Raw genomic sequence first — 23,120 nt, 5'->3', positions numbered from 1 at the left:
AACGGCTATATGCGTATTTTTTCTCCTTTAATTCTGATCGCACTGCTTGCCACGTCGGTCATTGCTCAACCTAAAAAAAGTACTGTACCTGCTCCCGCATCCGGAAATGGACAACGCCTGGCGCGGCCGAAACTTGTTGTCGGTATTGTTGTTGACCAGATGCGGTATGATTACCTATATCGCTACTACGATAAATTCAGTACCGGTGGTTTTCGGCGGATGATGGATGGCGGCTTCAACGCCCGTAACAACCATTATCACTACGCTGCTACGTATACAGGTCCCGGCCATGCGGCTGTGTATACGGGTTCGGCTCCAGCGCTCAATGGTATTGTTGGCAACGATTTTTACGAAAGAAACCTTGGTCGGCTGATGTATTGCGCTGAAGATACATCGGTCAGCACAGTTGGCAATACCGGAACGGCCGGCAAAATGTCGCCACGAAACCTGCTCGTGACCACCATTGGTGATCAACTTAAGCTGGCTACGGACGGTCGTGCTAAAGTGGTGGGGATTGCCCTCAAGGACCGGGGCGCTATCCTGCCTGCGGGTCATACGGCGAACGCAGCCTACTGGTTCGATTCGAAAGACGGTAATTTTATTAGCAGTACATTCTATCAAAAGGAATTGCCTCAATGGGTCCAGACGTTCAATGCCCGCAAATTACCCGAGCAATTCTTAACCCAGAAGTGGGAGCCAACGTTAGCGGCTGGTCAATATACAGAAAGTACCCCCGACGACGAACCGTATGAGGCTTCCATGGCGGGCGAAGACAAACCTGTTTTTCCTCATAGCTTCGCCGTTCAGGCAGGTGGGCTTAAATACGAGCCGCTACGTACCAGCCCATATGGCGATCAGATTACCAAAGAGTTTGCATTGGCCGCCATCAAAGGTGAACAACTCGGGCAGCATGACGTAACGGATATGCTGTGCCTCAGCTTCTCGTCGCCCGACTACATTGGTCATGCTTTTGGCACGCATGCTGTTGAAACAGAAGATAATTATATTCGGCTTGACCGGCAGTTGGCCGATATTTTTGCGCAGCTGGATGCAACCGTCGGCAAGGGGCAGTGGCTGGCGTTTCTGTCCGCCGATCATGGTGTGGTTGATGCACCGGGATTCCTGCAGATGAACCGTATTCCGGCCGGAACAAGAGGCTACGGAGACATTGGCGACCTTGTGAAAACTACGCTCGAAAAAGCGTACGGACCTGGACAATGGATGCTGTCTTACATCAACCAGCAGATTTATCTGAATCATACATTGCTGACAGAGAAGAAGATTGCCATGCAGGACGTCTATGAGTTGTTACGTACTGTTTTGTTAAAGCAAAAGGCGATTGTCAACGTAATAAATCTACACAATCTCGGGGCCGAAGCGTTGCCAGAATTGCAGGCTAATCTGTTTCGAAACGTGAACCACCCGAATCGTAGTGGCGATTTCTACGTGATGCAGCCTCCGGGCTGGATTGAAGGGCGTAGCAAAGGGACTACGCATGGTACTGTCTATGCCTACGATACACACGTACCGTTTCTGCTCTATGGCTGGGGTATAAAACCCGGTCAGACCCTGCGCCGGACGCACGTTCACGATATTGCCCCAACGATTACGGCCCTGCTGAGTCTTCTCGAACCTAGTGGCTGCATCGGCAATCCGGTTGAGGAAGCGATTTCTAAATGAGTGAAAGAGCGAATGAGTGAAAGAGCGCCAATTAGCACAGGCACGCTTTCACTCATTCGCTCTTTCACTCATTAAAAAACTTACTTCCTTAAACCCAAAATACCGCACTTTCCCGTCGTTGGCGATGGCTAACCGACCGGTGTCATCTACACCGATAATGATACCTCGAAAAAAGCGTCCTTCGCTTTCGAACCCATGTTCTTCCTGAAAGCGATATAGTATCTGTAAATAATTGATTTTTAGCGTATCCCGATTACCGGATCGCAACTGAAGGTAACGTTGTTCCAGCGTTTCACAGAGTCGGCCAAGCAGGCCTGGCAAATCATACATATTAGGGAGTAGAGATTGTAGTTGGAGGGACGTAGCGGTTGGATAACCAAATTCGGTCTGATTTACATTTAGACCGATGCCGACTATCGACCAGGCAATGCCGTAGCCATGCAGGGTATTCTCGATTAAAATTCCGCCTAATTTCTGATCACCAACATAAATGTCATTAGGCCATTTGATACGTAGTGAATTGCCAACAAGCGGTTGAAGCGTATCGTATATACCCAACGAAATAGCCATGTTAAGCCAGAACTGCTCGGTGGCCGTGAGAAACGAGGGTTTGAGGATGAGCGAAAATGTTAGATTTTGCCCGGACTGAGCTTCCCACTGATTGCCACGTTGTCCACGGCCGGCCGTTTGGTTATCCGTTATGACAAGGGTACCTTCGGCGGGGTCTGTTTGGACAATCAAAGCAGACGCTTCGTCGTTAGTAGACTGACAGCTTGGCAGGTATTGGATTTTTTGCCCAAGAAAAAGTGTTTTGGGATAGATTTTGTACAAAATAATATGTAGTTTAGTAGTAAAGCTGATGAATGGTACTGCGCAAGTCGAGTGATCTTAACCAATGTACCCGCTGATTGGCTTATCGTGCCATGTTAAACCGAAAGCATGAGAAGTAACAAAAACCATGAGTATACCGCCGAGCAAATCCGTGACTTCGTTGTTCAGGGTATGCAGGAAAAAAAAGCACAGGACATTGTTGTAATGGACCTGCGCAACGTTAAAAACGCCATCTGTGATTACTTCGTTCTTTGTTCGGGTAATTCTGATACGCAGATTGATTCCATCTCTACTTCCGTTGAAGAAGAAGTATATAAAGCCAGCAAACAAGATCCCTGGCACAAAGAAGGGAAATTGAACCGGGAATGGATTCTGCTGGATTATGTCGATGTAGTAGCTCATGTCTTTAAAAAAGATCGCCGGGCTTTCTACGATCTCGAACAACTTTGGGGCGATGCTGAGATTTATTTGATTCAAGATAATGAATTTACGGCCGCGTCCTGAGAGATTGAATTAGTTTGACAACATAGTCGGCAAGCAGGTCCGTTTTGGTCCGTCTATGGGGTCGATCGACCGTCTGTCCCAAGCGTTTAGCAATAGAAACATTCATTCGCAAAACGGTGTTACCCATGTAATCCGTTTGTACAACCTGAGGAAATGGCAGAGAATAATAATAGAAATCCGTTATCACCACGTAGTGGGCCCCGTAAGCCTAACTTTCAAGGGTGGATTGTTGCGTTGCTGATTGCTGCCATTCTTGGCATTACATTCTTTAACCGCAGTTCAGCCACCCGTGAAATACCGCAGAAGCGGTTTGAGCAAATGGTGAAAGAGCATGAGGTGGCTGATGTTGTCATCGTCAATGACAAGATTGCTGAAATTACGCTTACCCAACAAGCTGCTCAAAGCCCTAAATACAAAAGTTTATTTGCCGAAAAACCCTATTTTGGTAGTAATCATGGGCCGCATTTTCAAATCCAGATTGCATCTGGCGAAACCTTTAAAAAGGACCTGGATGCTATGGAGAAAGACACGCCTGCTAACGAAAAGGTTGAATACCGATTCGAACAGCGTAGCGACTTTGGCAGTATCATTAGCACCTGGGGTTTCCTGATCGTAATGATTCTGGCCATGTATTTTCTACTTGGCCGGATGTCGGGCGCGGGTGGGCCGGGTGGCCAGATTTTCAACATTGGGAAATCAAAAGCCGCCCTGTTCGACGCTGATAATAAGGTGAAAATCACCTTTAACGACGTAGCAGGTCTGGATGAAGCCAAGGAGGAAATTAAAGAAATCGTTGACTACCTGAAAAACCCGACCAAGTTCACCAAGCTGGGCGCAAAAATCCCCAAAGGGGCGTTGCTTATCGGTCCTCCGGGTACGGGTAAAACCTTGCTGGCGAAGGCTGTAGCGGGTGAAGCGGCAGTACCGTTCTTCTCGTTATCGGGATCCGATTTCGTGGAAATGTTCGTTGGGGTGGGAGCTGCGCGTGTCCGTGACTTGTTCAAGCAAGCGAAAGAGAAAGCCCCCTGTATCATCTTTATCGATGAGATTGATGCCGTAGGCCGTTCGCGGGGACGCGGTTCAATGCCAGGTGCTAATGACGAGCGTGAGAATACGCTGAACTCGTTGCTGGTGGAAATGGATGGTTTCGCTACCGATTCGGGGATTATTATCCTCGCAGCTACCAACCGTCCCGACGTTCTTGATTCGGCTCTGCAGCGTCCTGGTCGTTTTGACCGCCAGATTAGCATTGACAAGCCAGATATTATTGGTCGGGAAGCAATTTTTCGGGTGCATTTGAAACCAATCAAATTGTCGAATGATGTTGATCCAAGAGAACTGGCTGCGCAAACACCCGGTTTTGCAGGAGCAGAAATTGCAAATGTCTGTAATGAAGCAGCCCTAATTGCCGCACGTAGCGACAAGGAGTCTGTTGACATGAAGGATTTTCAGGACGCTATGGATCGCGTGATTGGTGGCCTGGAGAAAAAGAATAAAATCATCTCTCCAGACGAGAAAGAAATCGTTGCCTACCATGAAGCAGGTCACGCAGTGGCTGGTTGGTTCCTGGAGCATGCTGATCCCCTCGTAAAGGTAACTATTGTGCCGCGTGGTGTATCTGCGCTTGGTTATGCACAGTATTTGCCGCGTGAACAGTACCTGTATCGTACCGAGCAGCTCATGGACGAAATGTGCATGGCGCTGGGCGGTCGGGCAGCAGAAGACCTAATTTTTGGTAAAGTTTCGACGGGTGCACTAAGTGATCTGGAGCGAATTACCAAACTGGCCTATAGCATGGTGACGATGTACGGTATGAATGATAAAATTGGAAATATATCATTCTACGATTCGAAGCAGTCAGACTACAACTTCAACAAGCCGTATTCTGAGGAAACCGCCAAGTATATCGACCAGGAAGTTAGGGACATAGTCGCTATGGCCTATACTCGCACGAAGGAGATGTTGACAGAGCACCGTGATGCTTTGGAAATTCTGGCCAAAGAATTACTTGAGAAAGAGATTCTTTATCAGAACGATCTCGTCCGATTGATTGGTAAGCGTCCGTTTGAGCGTGAGACTGTCTATCAGGCTTATAAAAACAAGGGTGTCGCAGAAGAGATTAAGGAAGAAATCGGAAAGGAAGCTAAACCTGCCGAGACGGAGCCTGAATCCATTGCCGATATACTTTAAGTTATTACAAACAAAAAGGGCTATACTGCAAAGTGTAGCCCTTTTTGTTTGTAATATTATTTACTTCTTCCCTAGCTCAATTACCTGCATATCGGTGATCTGCCGATCTTGAAGTGTAAATCGAATAGCGGTTCTCATGCTATGGAAACCCGTTTTTCCCGCGGCACCCGGGTTAAGATAAAGCAGATTGCGCATGGTTGAATCGCGCGTTACCTTTAAAATATGGGAATGGCCACAAACAAAAATATCAGGTGGATTCACTTGTAATTGTGGTCGGATATGGGGATTGTATTTAGGAGGAGAACCCCCAATATGTGTTATCCAGATATCCAGCCCTTCGAGCAAAAAGCGTTGATTCAGGGGTAAGTCAGTGGTTTCATTATCAATATTTCCGCTTACGATGCGCAACGGGCGAAACGCTTTTAGTTGTTCGACAATAGCCAGATCGCCTACGTCACCCGCGTGCCACAGCTCATCACACGCATCAAAATGAGTGAAAATTTTCGGATCGAGATAACTGTGTGTATCTGAAAGTAAGCCAATACGTGTCATAGAGCGAGATATATGTAGGAACCGTCGGACCGGTCTCTACGTAGACTGAACGCCCAAAATTAAGTCTTTCATCTCGCTCCGGATTCGCTTTTTGTCAATTTTCCCTACGCTCGTTTTAGGAATTTCCAGTACGAACAGGATTCGATCGGGCACGTACCATTTATGCAATTCGCCATTTTCCACCTTCGCCTGTAGATCTGCTTTGACTCCGTCGACGGTTAGTGTATGCCCAGGTTTTTGAACGATAAGCGCATGAGGGCGTTCGCCCCAACGGTCGTCGGGTAGACCAACAACGGCAGATTCGGCTACGCCCTTAACCTGGGACAATACATCTTCCATATCGAGCGACGATACCCACTCACCCCCGGTTTTGATTACATCTTTGGTTCGATCCGCAATGATAACCCAGTTGTCGGGGGTAATACTGGCTACGTCGCCCGTATGTAGCCAACCGCCTTTCCACAGATCTGCCCCTCGTTCGGGATCTTCGTAATACCCTTGCGTAAGCCACGGCCCACGGGCCACAATTTCACCAAGTGAGTGACCATTGTGCGGAACGAAGTTTCCGTCGTCGTCCATCAGTCGCATATCTATAAAAGGCGAAATTCGTCCCGCTCTCGTGCGTAACTCTAATTGGTCCGCTAAGGGGAGTGCCTTTTCCTGCTCGTTCAAATATCCAACGGCCATAACAGGCGCCGTTTCCGACATACCATAACCTGACATTACGGTTATGCCCAATTCTGTAGCCGCTTTTGCTAACCCTTTTGTTAGGGCTGAACCACCAATGAGAACTTTCCAGCGGCTTAGATTCTCTTGGTATTTTTGAGCCGCTGGGCTGCTGACAAGCATATTCAGGATCGTGGGTACACAATGCGATAATGTTACCCCTTCGGTGATGAGCAGCTTAAGCAGCAGTTCGGGTTCGTAGCGACCGGGATAAACCTGTTTTGCCGACATCATAGTAGCTAAAAAGGGAAATCCCCAGGCATGCACATGGAACATGGGTGTAATAGGCATATACACGTCTGAAGACCCTTTGAACGGCATGGCTTCGTAACCGATAATGTAGGTTAGGAGGCCCATCGTATGCATGAATAACTGTCGGTGGGAGAAGTAAACACCTTTTGGATTTCCTGTCGTACCTGTCGTATAAAAACTTGTCGCCCAGGTATTTTCGTCAAAATCAGGGAAGTCGTAATCTACAGAAGCCTCACTAAGTAACGATTCGTATTCTCCGAAAAAGTCATTTGGTATATCGCTTAGACGATTTATAGTGGTCGATCCCGTGTATACTTTGTCGCTGAGAATAATGTAGTTTTCAACGGTGGTGAGCTGGCTTTTAATAGCCGTCAAAATCGGCAGGAAATCCTCGTGGATCAGCACAACTTTATCGTTTGCATGATTCATTGTGTATAGAATCTGCGCTGGCGACAGGCGAACATTGACAGTATGCAGGATGGCACCAATGCTTGTCACGCCAAAGAAGCACTCAAGATACCGATGACTATCCCAGTCCAGCACCGCCACTGTATCGCCCGCCTTAACGCCCAGATCTGTTAATACGTTGGCCAACTGTCGAGTCCGCCGATTGAAGTCCACGTAGTTCATGCGGAATAAATTACGGTAAACAATCTCGCGCTGTGGTTCGTACCTAAGTGACTGAGCTAACAATGTTTTTATGAGCATTGGCGGCTCGTGGGCTTCGGCGGTGCGGGGAATCAATCGTGTCTGAATCATGCTTAAAGATGTATTTACCTGTAAAACGCATGAGCTAAAGGTAGAATTGAATAATGTAAAGAAAAAATAGTAATCCGTAGAAATGATTGCCCTAAACCAGGGCGGGCATTTGCTTTTACACCTACACTTTAAGATTTAGATAATGCGATCGATTATAGACTACTGTATCGCATAAAGAAACAGGCAGTCACCCAAATGAGTAAGCTGCCTGCTTCTTTTATAATTACCCGTGTTAACAAGGTGTTACAGTAGTAATCCGGCAATAGTGGCCGACATATAGCTGGCTAACGTACCACAGATAAGGGCTTTAAAACCCAGTTTAGCCAGATCACTTCGACGATGTGGGGCTAGCTCGCCAATGCCGCCCACCTGAATGGCAATCGAGCTAAAATTGGCAAAACCGCAAAGGGCAAAGCTAACAATGGCGATTGTTTTTGGTTCGAGTGTTGATTTAAGTTTTACCAGGTCTAAGTAAGCTACGAACTCATTAACCACCATTTTAGTACCCATTAGTGCACCGGCCGTTTCGATGTCTTTACCCGGTACGCCCATTGCCCAGGCGAAGATGGAAAAGAACTTACCGAGTAAGAAATTCAGACTTAGGTTACCCATTCCCAGGACGTAAAATCCCAGCTTAAATAATAAGCTATCAATCAGTGCAATAAGGGCGATGAAACCAATAAGCATGGCGATAACATTGAAACCTACCTTTAGGCCTTCGCTGGCTCCGGAGGCAATAGCATCCAGCAGATTAGCATGGGCTTTCTTGATTTCTACCTTCACCGTTCCCTGGGTTTCTGAGATTTGAGTTTCAGGCATTACGATCTTACTGATGACCAACGCGCCTGGTGCGGCCATAATGCTGGCCGCCAGCAAGTAAGGAGCCGGTACGCCAAGCGAAATATACACGGCCAGAACACCACCGGCAATACAGGCAAACGAGCCCGTCATGCTGGCCAGCAATTCGGAGTTGGTCATGCCGTTGAGATACGGTTTGATCATGATCTGCGCTTCTACCTGCCCTACGAACGTACTGGCCACGTTTGAGAGCGCTTCGGCACCACTTACACCCATCAGCCACTTCATAGCCTTCGCCATCACGGCTACCACACGTTGCATTATACCCAGATGGTAGAATATATTGACCAGCACGGCCACGAAAATAATCGTCGGAATAACTTTAAAGAAGAAAATGAAATCATTCCCTGGTCCAAAAGCCTTCTGAAGGACATCTGGTCTGACCAGTGATGAAAAGACGAACTCCGCTCCCTGGTTCGCTTTTTGGAGTAGCCGGTCAACGTAGTAGCCGAGCCCCTGGAAGAGATTCCGGCCAAAGTCGGTTTTTAGGACGAATATTGCCAGGCTAAACTGAAGAGCAAGTCCTACACCAACTGTACGATAATTTATTGCTTTACGATTATTGGAGAGAGCATAGGCGACGCCCAGAATTAAAACAATGCCAATTAGTCCGGTAAAACGCTCCATTCAGGATGATACAATTACAGTTAGGTCGGCTAAGATACAAAAAGAAGGCTAGGAACGTACCCTCTGGAAAGGGCGCTAAACGAAAACAGGCTTAATCAACGAATAATATTCGTTGATTAAGCCTGTTAGCTTATTGGACAGCCTGTCTAGATTAGTGCTGACAGGGCGAGTGAAAAAGCAGGCAATACGATGAGCTAAGGAAGCTTGCGCGATTAAATATTGGCAATGGCTCGCTCGGCACCTTCCTGGTACTCTTCCTCAATCTTCGCTATTTCAGGTAGCTTGATTTCCAGCTCGAATAACTTAGCTGCCTGAGCTTCTTTATCTGTCACCTCAAAGAATCGCTGGTGCATATTAAATGGTTCACCACCCTCAGGTACGTCGCATCTTTTAAAATCGCCATCTTCTTTCAACTCATACGCATTAACATTATCGAGCAGGTTGTAATGCAGGATCAGGATGGCCTGTTTTGTTACACGAGGGTCTGCCAAATAAAATAATGATTCGATACGCCGGTCGAAACTGCGTACCATCACGTCGGCGCTACCACCATATACTTTTGGATCGCCATTATTGTGGAAATAGTATATTCGGGTGTGCTCCAGGAAATCACCCACAATGGATCGTACGGTAATGTTGTCGCTCAACCCTGCCCGCTGCGGACGCAGGCAGCAAATGCTACGTACAATTAGCCGGATGGGCACACCCGCCTGCGATGCTTTATACAGTTCGTCAATTACCTGCTTATCCTCCAGGGAATTGACTTTGATACAAATGCCGCTTGCCAAACCGCGCTGCGCATTGTCGGCCTCTATCCGGATTAATCGCAACAATTGTTCGCGCATGTCTCGCGGGGCTGTAATAAGGTACTGATACTCGTTCGGGACGGAGTGACCCGTGATCACGTTGAAAAACTCCGAAATATCGTGTGTATACGTTTCGTTGGTCGTTAGAAGGCCAATATCTGTGTACAGCTTTGAGGTATCTTCGTTGTAATTGCCGGTGGCCATGTGCGCGTAACGCACCACGCGACTTCCTTCGTTACGTACTACCAGCAGTAGTTTCGTATGCGTTTTGAACCGGCTGATTCCGTAAATAACAAAGCATCCTGCTTTTTGCAATCGTTGTGCTTCGCGAATGTTATTTTCTTCATCAAAACGAGCTTTCACTTCGAATAGAACTGATACGTGCTTGCCGTTCTCGGCCGCTTTCAGCAGGGCTTCAGTAATACGTGACCGTTTCGCTAGTCGATAGACCGTAATTTTGATAGCCAGTACGTTCGGATCTTCAGCTGCCTGCTCAAGCAATTGGAGTACAGGTTCGAAGTTGTTGTAGGGATGATGTAGCAGCAAATCACGCTGCTTGATAATTTCGAAAATGTCGTCGTTTTTATCGCGTCCTAAACCCAGTGGCGGTACTGGCGCGTGGGGGAGAGGCATGTCATCCTTGAACTCTGGGTTACCAATGATCTGCCAGAAGGCCGAAAAATCGAGTAACGTGTCTGACTCGAAGATGTTCAGGTCATCAATTTCCCAGCGTTTTTTCAGCAGGTTCAGCATCCAGGGCGAAGGGATTTCGCCGTTGCCGTTCGTTTCGATCTCAAGGCGCGTTACGCGTCCAAGCCGACGGTTTTTAATTTTTTGGCGAACCTCGTCAATGAAATCTACTTCATCGTCGTCGTTTTCATCAAGTGTGAAGTCTCCATTTCGGGTAATGCGGAATAAATTAACCGAAATTGTCTCGACGTTACGGTATAGTTTCTTAATATTTTGCCGGACTACTTCTTCAATGGGTACAAAGGCAATCGAGTCCTCCCGTTCGAACGACACAAACCGGGGTAAATTAGCCGGAATTTGCACAAACGAAAGCCGTTGCCTGTCGTCTTCATCTTCAGAGCGTAAACTTTTTATCTCCGATCCGTCGGGATTTTGTGTGACGACCCCAAAAATTAACACTTTAGCCAGCAGCACCGGGAAGGTGTGCGTATAATCATAGAGCATGGGTGTCAGCGTTGGGTAGATCGCTCGATCGAAATAGTCCGTTGCTTCAGCCTGTTCGGCTTTAGTCAAATTTTCGTAACCAACCAGCTCAAGGCCATTCTCCGCGAACAAAGGCAACAACTGTTCTGAAAAAACAGTCTGCTGATCCTGAAAAAACTGGTGAGAGGCTGTGTAGAGCGCTTTGCGAAAAGGCACTTCGCGCAAACCGGAGTAATCAATACGTTGCTTGTGGTAGTCGAGATAGTTGTATAGACTCCCAACACGAATCATAAAAAACTCGTCGAGGTTTGAGGCTGAAATAGCCAGAAACTTCAAGCGTTCCATGAGTGTCCGGTTCGTGCTACGGGCCTGATCCAAAACACGTTCATTGAACTTTAACCAGCTTAAATCACGACTGAGGTAATCGCTTTGATCAATTACACTACTTACTTTCTCACTAACTTTTGCCATTTTATCGGTAACCGGGACGGGCGCATTGGCCTGCCGATTCGTAAATCGAGAAACCAGGTTGCCCAGGATAGTACGGTTGGGGTTGAAGGAATAACGCATACTCGTTTAAAGGGTTGAAGTAAAACAAAAAAGCGGGCATTTCAGCCCGCTTCATGTTATCATTCAGTTAAACATCCACTCGGGCATATTTGGCATTTCGTTCGATGAACTCTCGTCTTGGTGCCACTTCATCACCCATCAGGGTTGAAAAGACGTGGTCGGCGTCAGCAGCGGATTCAACCGTAACAATTTTCAGGGTACGGGAATCAGGATTCATCGTCGTACTCCAGAGTTGCTCGGCGTTCATTTCGCCCAGCCCTTTATAGCGTTGTACGCCCACGTTTTCTTCGCGACCACCAGCGGCCAGTTCTTTCACCGCTGCTTCGCGTTGAGCTTCTGTCCAGCAATACCGTTCTTCCTTCCCCTTCTTGACCAGATAGAGTGGTGGTTGAGCAATATAGATGTACCCGTTGTCGATCAGGGCTTTCATATTGCGGTAGAACAGTGTCAGGATCAGCGTTCGGATGTGGCTACCATCAACGTCGGCATCGGTCATGATGATGATTTTGTGATACCGTAATTTCTCCAGGTTCATCACTGTTTCATCATCTTTCTTTTCGAGCCGCACGCCCAGGGCCGTCCATATATTTTTGATCTCTTCGTTTTCGTAGATTTTGTGCTCCATTGCCTTCTCTACGTTCAGGATCTTACCACGCAGTGGCAGAATGGCCTGAAACGCCCGGTTGCGGCCTTGCTTGGCAGTACCACCCGCAGAGTCACCCTCAACAAGGTATAGTTCGCACTTCTCCGGATCGGTGTCAGAGCAGTCAGCCAGTTTACCAGGCAAACCCATACCGCCCATGAAATCCTTCCGATCGGTCATAATGCGCTTGTAGGCCAGATCGGCAGCAATCCGCGCCTGGGCTGACACCAGCACTTTTTTAACAATACCCGCGGCTGTTTTTGGGTTTTCTTCGAGCCATGTTTCGAGCAGGTCGGCCATTGCCTGACTTACGGCACTCACTACGTCCTGGTTACCCAGTTTGGTTTTGGTCTGGCCTTCAAACTGAGGCTCCTGAACTTTCACCGAAATGACGGCGGTCAGTCCTTTCCGGAAATCCTCACCACTGAACGGCACCTTGCCCGAGTTCTTGGGCAATACCCCCGGATTTTTATCGGCGTAGTTTTTCAGAACGCGTGTCAATGCCGAACGGAAGCCTTGCACGTGTGTACCGCCCTCGTGGGTATTGATATTGTTGACGTAGGACAATACGTTCTCTCCAGCTTCGTAGTTGTATACTAGCGCAACCTGAACAGGCGTCGATCCCTTAGTGCTTTCCATGTAGATCGGTTTCATGCCATCGAGGGCAGGGCGCGTTTCGTCCAGAAACTGGACGAACTCAACCAAACCACCTTCCGAAAAGAAATCATCATGGCGAACAGGTTCCCCGTTTTCGTCCAGCTCACGCAGGTCGTTCAGGAAAATATGGATGCCTTTGTTCAAATAAGCCAGTTCGCGCAAACGACCCGCTACGGTATCGTATTTATAAACGGTATCTGTGAAAATACTGCCATCGGGTTTGAAGTGCGTTCTTGTACCGGTATCGTTCGCATCACCAATGATGCGGACGTCATATTGAGGAATACCGATTTTGTACTCCTGTTCGAAAATTTTGCCTTCGCGGTGAACTTCAACACGTAGGTCGGTCGAGAGCGCGTTTACGCAGGATACGCCGACGCCGTGCAGACCGCCAGAAACTTTATAGGTATCTTTATCGAATTTTCCCCCAGCGTGCAGCATAGTCATCGCCATCTGAAGGGCCGAAACGCCCATCTTGGTGTTGATACCGGTTGGAATACCCCGGCCATTATCCTGCACTGTAACGGAGTTATCAGCGTTAATCGTTACGGTAATCTTGTCGCAGTACCCGGCTAAGGCTTCGTCAATAGAGTTATCAACGACCTCCCAAATCAGGTGGTGCAGCCCGCGGGTACCTACGTCTCCTATGTACATGGATGGACGTTTGCGTACGGCTTCCAGACCTTCTAACACCTGAATGTTATCGGCACCATAGTTACCTAACGCAGTTTCAACGGGGGCGTCTGCTTCAATCAATTCGTTGGTCATATCAAAATAGAGAAATGTCGGAAATTTGTTGTTCAGGGCTCAGTAAACGTCCCTTTCAAGGGACATTTAATAGATTGTAAAAATACAAAAAAATATCGTCTTTTCCTATCGTATTTAGCAAGATTGCTTTAATATACAAAAAAATGTTTTGATCCCCAAACCATTGGATAAATTATAGCTTTTGGACGCTTTGTTATCCCTTTTAGTATAATTTATGGCTGCCTGACTAAAGGGTAAATAACCGAAAAAAGGGATTCTTTAACCCCTATTTGCCAGATAGCTGTTTCTCGAAAAAGTATCATTGGACGAAATCCAGGACTACCTGCCGACAAGCCTAACTTGCTACGTTGTAAATTGAACTTATCTCGGCTGGAATTGCCAGATTTTAGTCTGTAGTAAGCGAAGAATGGGCATAAAAATAAGGCCGAATCGCATGGATTCGGCCTTAGTAAGACGTAGTAAAAAGTCGTTAATCTTCGGGATAGGGAATGTAGACAAAGCCCGCGAAATCGCCATGTACCACAAACAAACAGCAGTATTCATCCGGCGCTTTGTAATTCTCTTTCCACAAGTCGATGGAATTGGCTCCAATCAGTTCGCGCTGGATAAATTCATCGACGAATGAGGCCTTATAATTCCATTTGTTCTCGATTTCATCGGCGGCAATCAGAAGCTGACCGACGGGTATTTCACGGCGTGACGCCACAAAGACCGGATAGTCCGAAAAACCACGTTTCCGAATTTGGTACGAGGCTTCTTTCAGTTGATCGGCAACTTTGATGAAATCCGACGAAATCGCACCCATCAATTCCCGGTTGACATCGTATGAGTTCGCGTCGTCGAGGAGCGTATTTTCGTTGCTATGGTTAATCATAAAATCAGTCGTAAGTCAATAAGTCGTAAGTAAAAAGGGTGTTACCCTTACGACTTGTTTTAGAAGCGGGCGGCCAGCAGCAGGTCTAAATCCTTGAAACGCATGTTGAACTTCCGGGCGATATAGGCGTTAGTGAGCGTTCCCTTATGACTATAAACACCTTTCATAAACCAACGGTTCGCATACATCATCTGTTCAATGCCACCGGTCGTGCCCGTTTCAAGCAGAAAGGGCAGAAATATATTACTCAGGGCCATACTGGCTGTGTAGGCTACTCGAGCAGCTATATTGGGAACGCAGTAATGGATGACGCCCAGATGCTTGTAAGCAGGGTCTTTGTGGGTTGTCATGCGCGACGTTTCAAAGTTGCCACCCTGGTCAATCGATACGTCGATGATTACGGAATCGGGTTTCATCCGGCCAACCATTTCTTCCGTTACTACAATCGGGCTTAGGCCATCATCGGCCCGCATGGCACCAATCACTACGTCGGCTCGCTGAATCGCTTCGGCCATCGTATCGGAGTCGATAATGGACGTGTAAACGTGCTGACCAACCGCGTATTTAAGCCGCTGAAGTTTATACAGATGTCTGTCAAATACTTTGACATCAGACCCCATGCCAAGAGCGGTACGAATGGCGTATTCGGTTACGGTTCCCGCACCGAGCATCACCACTTTTGTGGGAGGAACACCCGTGATACCACCCAGAATAATACCCCGGCCGTTATCGGCATTGCTCAGGTATTCGCCAGCGATCAGCATGACCGTACTGCCCGCAATCTCGCTCATCGATCGGATAATGGGCAGGCCACCACTCTGATCCTCAATGTATTCATACCCGAAACAGGTGAGGTTCTTTTCGTTGATTTTCTCGAAATAAGCCCGATCGTGGGAGGGCAAATTCAGGGCCGAAATAACTGTACTCCCCGATTTTACGTGTTCGAACTCCCCGTCCACCAGCGGCTCTACTTTAAGAATAAGATTGGCGTCATACACTTCCTGGGGCGACGGGGCAATCTGAGCGCCAGCTTCGCTATATTCATTATCAGGAAATTTGGCTTTCTCGCCCGCGCCTTTCTCAACGATTACGTTGTGGCCATTACGTACCAGAATCGATACGGCTTCGGGCGTGAGTGCAATCCGGTTTTCCTGAAGTGACACTTCTTTGGGTAAACCGATTAACAGGCTGTTTCGGCTGGTTTTCACCGCCAGCGGAGCTTCTTTTGGGTACAGGGCCGTTTGTTTGGCCAATTCCTCAAATCCAGTCAATGCTTTGACGTTTATGGTTTACGGTTCTTGGTATGTAGTTGGCGAACGCGAACAAGTATGTATCAGCCTACCGTATACCAAAAACCGTATACCGAATATCGTAAACTAGTCAATCAATCTACTTTCCACGATCCGGCTACCCGCTGAATCTGCGGATAGGTGAACCTGATAGTACGTAGCTGGCCATAGCGACGTGATGCGCTCCGGCCATTCAATGAAACAGTAATCGCCTGAATCGAAGTATTCTTCAATACCAATATCCAGCGCTTCGATTTCATTCCGAAGCCGGTAGCAGTCGAAGTGATAAACCGAATGACCTTCGTGGGTGGTATACTCGTTGACAATCGAAAACGTTGGGCTTTGTACCGTACTAACCACGCCCAACGCTCTACAGAGCGCTTTAATAAGTGTGGTTTTGCCCGCTCCCATGTCGCCCTCAAATAGCCATACCGATTGATTACGACCTTCGGCCAGCAGTCGGTGCGCTACGGAATCGAGGTCATTGAGTTCGTGAATAACCAGCTTCATGGGCGTGTTACGTTAACAGCCCGCAAAGATACATATTTTTAGGAGGTCCACTTCGTTCGCATGGGGCGGCTGAGTAATCGGTTCGCTTCGGCGTCGTTATCAAATTTTTCTGCGACTGGATTCCATCGGAGCGGGCGACCCAGTTGATAGGCAATATTGCCGAGCGAACAGACCGACGCCGTGCGGTGCCCTACTTCCACATCGCAAATGGGATTCTTGCGGCTTTTGATAGCATCCAGAAAATCTTTGTAGTGATTGTCACTGAAATAGACCCGTTTGTCCGCACTGGCGGACCGGTTGCTATGTTTTTCGCCTTCGCCGATGACCTTGTCTTTTAACGTATCAGGTGTGGTCGTCAGGTTGCCACGGCTTACTTTTACTTCTCCTTCGGTACCAATGAATTGGCAGAATTGTGGCCCATCTACAGGCGTATGGTGCATGTCAACCCCATTGGCATAGCGATAGACTAAGCCTGCTCCATCTTTTCCCGGAGTCAGTTCTGTCGGGCCGGAATTGTCCATATCCAGTCCCCATTGAGCAATATCGAACATATGGGCGCCCCAGTCGGTCATACCACCTCCGCCAAAATCGCGGATGTCGCGCCATTTTCCCCAGAACGAAGCGCCAAGAACAGGGTCAAGTACATTATTATAGGGTCGTTCAACTACATTGGGGCCGAGCCAGGCGTCCCAGTTCAGGCCAGCAGGAATAGGTTCGGCTGCCAGATCGAAGTCGTGCGGAGGACCGCCCACGTTTACATTCACCGTTTTTATCTGTCCGATATACCCGTTACGTACCAATTCGACTGCCTGCCGAAACTCTTTCCATGAGCGTTGCATACTGCCTGTTTGAAACACGCGCTTATATGTTCGGGTAGCGTTCACCATATCGCGGCCCTCCTGAATGGTGAGTGACAGCGGTTTTTCGCAGTAAATGTCTTTTCCTGCTTTAGCCGCAGCGATGGCAATAGCGCTGTGCCAATGGTCGGGGGTAGCAATCACGACGGCATCGACCCCTTTATTGTTGAGCAGTTTTCGATAATCATCATAGAGCAAACAACCGTTGTAAGACGTCTTTTCGGCTTTTTCGGCATAAAATTTATTCACCGCTTCGGAGAACGCCGTTACTTTGGGTTGGTCCACATCGCAGACGGCCACAATACGGGCATCGTTTTTTAGAAACTGATTACGTAAGCCGCCACTTTGTTTGCCAAGACCAATGAAGCCTATGGAAATCTGATCGCTGGGGGCCAGATAACCACGCCCCAATACATGGCGCGGAACAATGTAAAAGGCGGATAGGCTGGCGGCCTGTTTTAAGAACGTTCGGCGATTTGGCTGAGCAAATGGATCGGACATGAGCGTAGTAATTTAAAGAACAAAAGTGGGCAACAGACAAGCTTTACTTGTCTATTGCCCACCATAAACCAAATACCGAAACCCGTTAATTGTAACCCGGATTCTGGGTTAGTGTTGCCGTGCTTCCTTTTTTGCTATTAAAGATTTCCTGAATTGGAATCGGGAAATACTCATGTTTACCTTTTGTGAACGTAACGCCTTTCAGATAAGTCCGTTTTGTAGGTACGGATTCTCCTACATAATAAGCATTAAGTACTTGATCTGCAATGCCCCAGCGGACAAGGTCGAACCGGCGATGGCCTTCCATGCCAAACTCCAGGCGTTCTTCAAACTGCACTGCTTTGCGTGCCAGATCTTTATCCGTCCAGGAAGCTGTATACTCACTGATAACGTAATTCGCAGCTGCTTTGCCATCCGCCGTTTTGACAAAACCATCAGGATTCGCAGCCCGTTTGCGAATCTGGTTTACATACCCACGGGCTTTATTCAGGTCACCAATTTCTACTTCGATTTCAGCTAACCACAGCAATACGTGGCTATACCGAATCATGCGGTAGTTGTTAGCGTTCAGGCGGGGGTTGCCTGCGAAGGTGTTCGTGCCAACGTCAGACTTGTACATGACGTGCTTTTTCGGCGAAAATGGGCCGCCATACGACTGATCGCGAACGTAGTTTTTGCCAGGGTGAACGCCCCAGTCTAAATACGGAATCCCGCGACGGCCAACCGTCCAGTCTAAACGCGGATCGACTGGTCCGGCATAGGGGGTAAAAGCCGCTGTCGATTCAATGCCCTGATCGCTGGTAACGTCCGTGGCATTAAACGTATCCATTAATGGCAGACCAGTTGCGTCTGTTCTGAATGAGTTCACCAGGTTCTGCGATGGCTGGAAAAAGCCGCAGCAAGTCGTAACGCCACCACCACCATACGGATAGTTTAGCGTAGAGCCGATATTGCCGTTTTCGCCACCCGATGCCCCATCGTTGACCGAATACTGTACCTCAAAAATGGATTCAGCATTGTTATTGGTTACCGCCTTGAAGTTGTCGTGATACCTGTCTACCAGTCTGTACTGACCACTGGCTACGACGGCTTCGAGCAGGGGTTTGGCTTCGGCGTATTTTTTCTGGAAAAGATACGCTTTCCCCATTTCGGCGGCTGCCGCCCATTTGGTAGGCCGGCCAACCTGCGACTGTTTGGCTGGCAGAACATCATAAGCCGCCTTCAGATCGGCCATAATATTAGGCCAGATGTCGACATTGTTCGGCAATTTCGTGCTTTCCAGATCGTTCGGATTATATATTTTTTCGTCGATATAGGGGACCATATTGAACATTTTCTTGAGTTCAAAATGATAATGACCCCGCAGAAACCGCGCTTCGGCATTGACCTGTGCCTTCTCCGCATCAGTCATGTCTTTGGCGGCAGCCATTGCCTGTAATACGTCGTTAGACCGAGCGATTCCATCGTACATACCCCGCCATTTGCCCCGAAAATAGATATTGTCGGACTGAATATTGTTTTGCTCGATTAGGGAGATATTCGGCTGGTCGCCAGCAATCGTGCCTTTGTAGGCATCGTCGGAGGCTACGCTGCCATATACCCAGTTATCGGCACCGACATTATAGGAGCGGTAAGCGCCTTCGGGGGTTGCCCAGCCATCCAGCAGCGAATAAGCGCCAATGAGCAGCGAGTTAACGCCCGCTTTGTTTTGCAATACCGTAACGGCCAATGCGGCTTTAGGCTGCACATCCAGGAACTTGTCGGAGCAGGAGGTGGCCACTGCCAGACAAACTGTTGTTATGAAAATGGTTGTTTTTTTCATGATGATGTTTTTATGTATGGTGTAGGATATATGATGTATGTTCACGAAAGAATACATCCAATATCATACACCATATATCTTACATTAGAAGCTTAAATTCAGACCTACCAGTATGGTTTTAGCTACTGGATACGAGCCACCATCTACGCCGATCTGACGGTCGTTACCAGCCGAATAGGCCCGTAGATTAACTTCAGGGTCCATACCCGAATACTTCGTAATCGTGAACAGGTTTTGGGCCTGAATGTAAACCGACGTAGCGCCCATCTTCAATTTCGATAGCAAGACCTGTGGCAATTGGTATGTCAACTGAATGTTCTTCATGCGGAAATACGAACCACTTTCGAGGTAATAGGTTGACGGCTGAATGCTAACCTGATCGGCCGACCGAAGCTGGGGAAGAATAGCATCGGTTGCACCGGGACGCCACGACTGATACAACATACGCGTGCTGCGGTTGCCACCGAATGTTGGGAAGTCGGTCCAGTATTTGGTATAGTTGAAAATCTGGTTTCCCTGAACACCTTGCCCAAATAGCGTTAGCCCGAAGTTTTTATAATTCAGACTCAGGTTTATGCCATAATTGAATTTTGGGTGCGGGCTGCCAATGATACTCAGGTCCTGGGAGTTGATAACCCCGTCGCCATTGGTGTCGTGGAATTTAAACCGGCCCGCTACGTTTTCCGGGTTGTTCGCCGTACCAGCGGCTTTATCGCCAAACTGCGGGACATATGCTTTAGCTTCTTCATTCGACTGGAAAATTCCGTCGATGGTGTAACCGAAGAACGAAGCCAGCGGATAATTCTGCTGCGTGACAACGAAGTTCTGAATCCGCTCATCATTGATACCGAAATACTGCGTGCTGGGATCGCCGGTTGTTTTGGTCACTACGTTCCGGTATGTACTGAAATTGACGCCAACATTATAGGTCAGGCCACCGCCACCAATTTTATCGCCATAGTTAATCATCAGGTCAACACCCCGGTTGCGCATCGAGCCGATATTCTGGAAGGGAGCCGTTGCAACGCCCTGCGTCAGAGCTGGTTGGACAGGAAAGAGCATGTCGGACGTAGTACGGGTGTACCAGTCGAACCCAACCGTCAGGCGATTTTTGAGCAGGCTGGCATCGAAGCCGATGTTGAGGCTGGTTGTTGTTTCCCATTTCGCTTTGGCATTACCAAACTGAGTCAGTTCATAACCCGGTACGGCGGATGTGCGCGTGCCATTGATGTCGTAGAACGACGTAATGGGGTTAGTGCTGAACTGGGTAAACGAGTTATAGTTACCAATTTCCTGGTTACCGGTTTGCCCGTAACCCACCCGGAACTTCAGATCGTCGACAATCGTCAGGGGTTTGAAGAAATTCTCTTTCGAGATACGCCAGCCTGCGCTCGCTGCCGGAAATACCGCTGACCGGAACTCAGGTGCAAAGCGTGATGAACGGTCCCGACGGACCGTCAGATCAAGCAGGTATTTGTCGTCCAGCCCATAATTAAGTTTTGCAAACTCAGAAGCCAGTCGCCAGTTCGATGCCCCACCATTGTTGGTTTGAACACCCGTACCTGCGCTCAGGTAACGGTTTTCAATATCATCTACGGCGAAGTTAGTACGCGAGGCATCAAAGAACTCGAAGTAGTTTTTGATAGACTCCGTACCCGCAATCACATTAAAGCGGTGCCGGTCGCCGAGGGCCAGATTATACGTCAGGGTGTTATACCACGTCCATGTCCAGCCATAGTTGTTAGTGGTTGCCAGGCTGTTAGAACCACGGGCTTCCGATGCTTCGATATTCCGAATCGAGTAGTTGCGGTAGTTATAGATGTTGTAGTCAATCCCAAAGCTGGTGCGGGCCGTCAGATTGGGGAGAATGTCTACTTCGGCAAAAGCATTACCAAACAAGCGAACCTCAATCTCTTTGTTATCCTTGTTGCGGTACAAATCGGCCATTGGGTTGAACGCGTTGTCGAGGTCGCCACCGCGTGTGCCGGCAAAGTTTCCCGCTACGTCGTAAACCGGAATAATCGGCTGAATCCGGTACGCAAATGAAATTGGGTTGCTCTCGGCATTGTTTCCATTGGGCTGACCGATCCGTTCGCCATAAGCCACCTGGAAATTCTGACCCACGCGAATGCGCTTATTGACGTTAAATTCTGTGTTGGCACGTAACGAATACCGTTTGTAGCCCGTATACTTCATAATACCATCCTGGTTGAAGTAGTTGAGTGACATGGCATAGCGTCCGTTTTCGCTGCCGCCCGAAACCCCCAACTGGTGGTTCTGAATCGGGGCCGTCCGGAAAATTTCTTCCATCCAATCCGTGCCTGTTTTATTGGCTTTCGTGATCAGAAGGAAGTTTGGGGAGTTAATGTCATTGTTGTAGTTGACATACGTACCGTCCGGGTTTTGGGCAACGCGTGGATCGTTGACAGGTGCACCAGTGATTGGATTGCTGATTAATACACCACTGGGTAAAACGTAATCAGGAATTACAGGTGTTGGGCCATTGCCAAACTGCGAATGCACCGGATTGCCGTTGGCTCCTACAACACCCGAGTTTTTGCGGGATTCCCAGATGAGATTAGCGTATTCCTGCGTGTTGAGCATGTCCAGTAACTTGCCGTGCCGCTGGGAGCCATAATACGTATCATACGTAAATTTGGGCTTGCCCGCTTTGCCTTTTTTTGTCGTGATGATGACAACGCCGTTACCCGCCCGTGAGCCGTAAATTGATGCTGACGACGCATCCTTTAATACTTGCAGGTTCTCGATGTCGCCCAGGTTAAGGGTGTTCAGGTTGCCTTTGGTTGGCACACCGTCGATGACATAAAGCGGGGAGTTGTCATTGATCGTACCGAAACCACGGATACGTACCATAACGCCACCACCCGGTGCGTTTTCATTGCCGACCGTTACGCCTGCCACACGACCCTGTAGGGCTTGGCCGACGTTCGTGGCCGGAACCGACAGCAGTTGCTTGGTGTCTACCGTAGCGACGGCTCCAGTAATGTCGCGCTTGGCCTGAGAACCATACCCCGTCACCACTACTTCGCTCAGCGTCTTAATGTCTGGAGCGAGCGTAATGGTAAGGGTTGTACGATTCCCAATAGTGATCTCCTGCGATGCGTAGCCAATTGCCGAAATGGTCAGTACGTCACGACCGGCAGCGACGTTCAGCGAAAATTGGCCGTTAGCATCGGTAACAACACCGGTTTGTGTACCCTTCACCACGACATTGGCTCCGGGAAGGGCATTGTTATCATTTCCGTCTGTAATTCGACCGGTTATTTTTCGGTCCTGAGCGAATGCTACCGTACACAACAGCCAGCTTAATAGGAGAAGTGGTAATCGACGGTAGGCTTGTTGTAAAGCTTTGTTCATCATGGATGGGGGGAGAATTAAGTAAAAGTATACTTCTAGGTATTAATGCCTAAAGCAAAGTCCTTAAGAGTTCTAACTGTATTTTTACTTACATTATGAATAAATTGATAAAATAGTAAGTGTCTCCAGGCTCGTCAAAAATTTTATATGATAATTTAATGATTCAATTTATTTAAACTTATTTTTTTTAGTAGTTGATAATCAGTATTATATGCGTATTTTCCCTAGTAATCTGTCTTGTATCGTCAATGAGTAATAGGAGGGAGACAAAGTATAAAGTGAAAGCTGGGGTT

At 48.1% G+C, this 23,120-nt stretch carries 15 protein-coding genes; 3 read left to right on the top strand and 12 right to left on the bottom strand.

Features of this window, described 5'->3' with window-relative positions:
• Positions 1–9: 9 nt before the first annotated feature.
• Positions 10–1,680 (top strand): alkaline phosphatase PafA, encoded by a 1,671-nt coding sequence (gene pafA / locus ACYVEA_RS02150; RefSeq protein WP_461111667.1) that lies wholly within the window; start codon positions 10–12, stop codon positions 1,678–1,680.
• A gap of 48 nt (positions 1,681–1,728) precedes the next feature.
• Here pafA and ACYVEA_RS02145 read toward each other — a convergent pair whose 3' ends face one another.
• The gene (locus ACYVEA_RS02145) at positions 1,729–2,511 is read right to left on the bottom strand and encodes a biotin--[acetyl-CoA-carboxylase] ligase (RefSeq protein WP_461111666.1); all 783 of its coding nucleotides are present in this window, start codon (positions 2,509–2,511) and stop codon (positions 1,729–1,731) included.
• Positions 2,512–2,619: 108 nt separating this feature from the next.
• On the opposite strand from ACYVEA_RS02145, the gene rsfS reads away from it, so the two are divergent.
• Entirely contained in the window at positions 2,620–3,015 is a 396-nt protein-coding gene (rsfS, locus tag ACYVEA_RS02140; protein WP_461111665.1) for a ribosome silencing factor, read from the top strand.
• A gap of 153 nt (positions 3,016–3,168) precedes the next feature.
• Complete coding sequence (gene ftsH, locus ACYVEA_RS02135) at positions 3,169–5,205, top strand: ATP-dependent zinc metalloprotease FtsH (RefSeq protein ID WP_461111664.1); 2,037 nt, start codon at positions 3,169–3,171, stop codon at positions 5,203–5,205.
• Positions 5,206–5,265: 60 nt separating this feature from the next.
• On the opposite strand, the gene ACYVEA_RS02130 is transcribed toward ftsH, so the two are convergent.
• From ACYVEA_RS02130 to ACYVEA_RS02080, 11 genes are all read right to left on the bottom strand, one after another.
• Positions 5,266–5,757 (bottom strand): metallophosphoesterase family protein, encoded by a 492-nt coding sequence (locus tag ACYVEA_RS02130; RefSeq protein WP_461111663.1) that lies wholly within the window; start codon positions 5,755–5,757, stop codon positions 5,266–5,268.
• Between the two features lie 36 nt (positions 5,758–5,793).
• On the bottom strand, positions 5,794–7,494 hold the full coding sequence (locus ACYVEA_RS02125; RefSeq protein WP_461111662.1) for a fatty acid--CoA ligase: 1,701 nt from the start codon (positions 7,492–7,494) through the stop codon (positions 5,794–5,796).
• A 243-nt stretch (positions 7,495–7,737) separates the two neighbouring features.
• Positions 7,738–8,979: a NupC/NupG family nucleoside CNT transporter gene (locus ACYVEA_RS02120; protein WP_461111661.1), complete on the bottom strand. Its 1,242-nt coding sequence runs from the start codon at positions 8,977–8,979 to the stop codon at positions 7,738–7,740.
• 212 nt (positions 8,980–9,191) lie between these two features.
• Positions 9,192–11,528, bottom strand: a complete 2,337-nt coding sequence (gene ppk1, locus ACYVEA_RS02115) for a polyphosphate kinase 1 (RefSeq protein WP_461111660.1) — start codon at positions 11,526–11,528, stop codon at positions 9,192–9,194.
• Between the two features lie 67 nt (positions 11,529–11,595).
• A complete protein-coding gene (gyrB, locus tag ACYVEA_RS02110; protein ID WP_461111659.1) occupies positions 11,596–13,596 on the bottom strand; it encodes a DNA topoisomerase (ATP-hydrolyzing) subunit B in 2,001 nt (666 codons plus the stop codon).
• A 469-nt stretch (positions 13,597–14,065) separates the two neighbouring features.
• The gene (locus tag ACYVEA_RS02105; protein ID WP_461111658.1) at positions 14,066–14,470 is read right to left on the bottom strand and encodes a hypothetical protein; all 405 of its coding nucleotides are present in this window, start codon (positions 14,468–14,470) and stop codon (positions 14,066–14,068) included.
• A gap of 59 nt (positions 14,471–14,529) precedes the next feature.
• On the bottom strand, positions 14,530–15,741 hold the full coding sequence (locus ACYVEA_RS02100; protein ID WP_461111657.1) for an alanine dehydrogenase: 1,212 nt from the start codon (positions 15,739–15,741) through the stop codon (positions 14,530–14,532).
• A 105-nt stretch (positions 15,742–15,846) separates the two neighbouring features.
• The gene (gene tsaE, locus ACYVEA_RS02095) at positions 15,847–16,269 is read right to left on the bottom strand and encodes a tRNA (adenosine(37)-N6)-threonylcarbamoyltransferase complex ATPase subunit type 1 TsaE (protein ID WP_461111656.1); all 423 of its coding nucleotides are present in this window, start codon (positions 16,267–16,269) and stop codon (positions 15,847–15,849) included.
• A 38-nt stretch (positions 16,270–16,307) separates the two neighbouring features.
• Positions 16,308–17,627, bottom strand: coding sequence for a Gfo/Idh/MocA family protein (locus ACYVEA_RS02090; protein WP_461111655.1), 1,320 nt, complete (start codon positions 17,625–17,627; stop codon positions 16,308–16,310).
• A gap of 85 nt (positions 17,628–17,712) precedes the next feature.
• Positions 17,713–19,449 carry a RagB/SusD family nutrient uptake outer membrane protein gene (locus tag ACYVEA_RS02085; RefSeq protein WP_461111654.1) on the bottom strand — a complete coding sequence of 579 codons (1,737 nt, stop codon included), beginning with the start codon at positions 19,447–19,449 and terminating at the stop codon, positions 17,713–17,715.
• A gap of 84 nt (positions 19,450–19,533) precedes the next feature.
• On the bottom strand, positions 19,534–22,827 hold the full coding sequence (locus tag ACYVEA_RS02080) for a SusC/RagA family TonB-linked outer membrane protein (RefSeq protein WP_461111653.1): 3,294 nt from the start codon (positions 22,825–22,827) through the stop codon (positions 19,534–19,536).
• Between the last annotated feature and the right edge of the window lie 293 nt (positions 22,828–23,120).

It is taken from the genome of Spirosoma jeollabukense, assembly GCF_054777855.1.
This window is presented reverse-complemented; position numbering and strand designations above follow the sequence as displayed.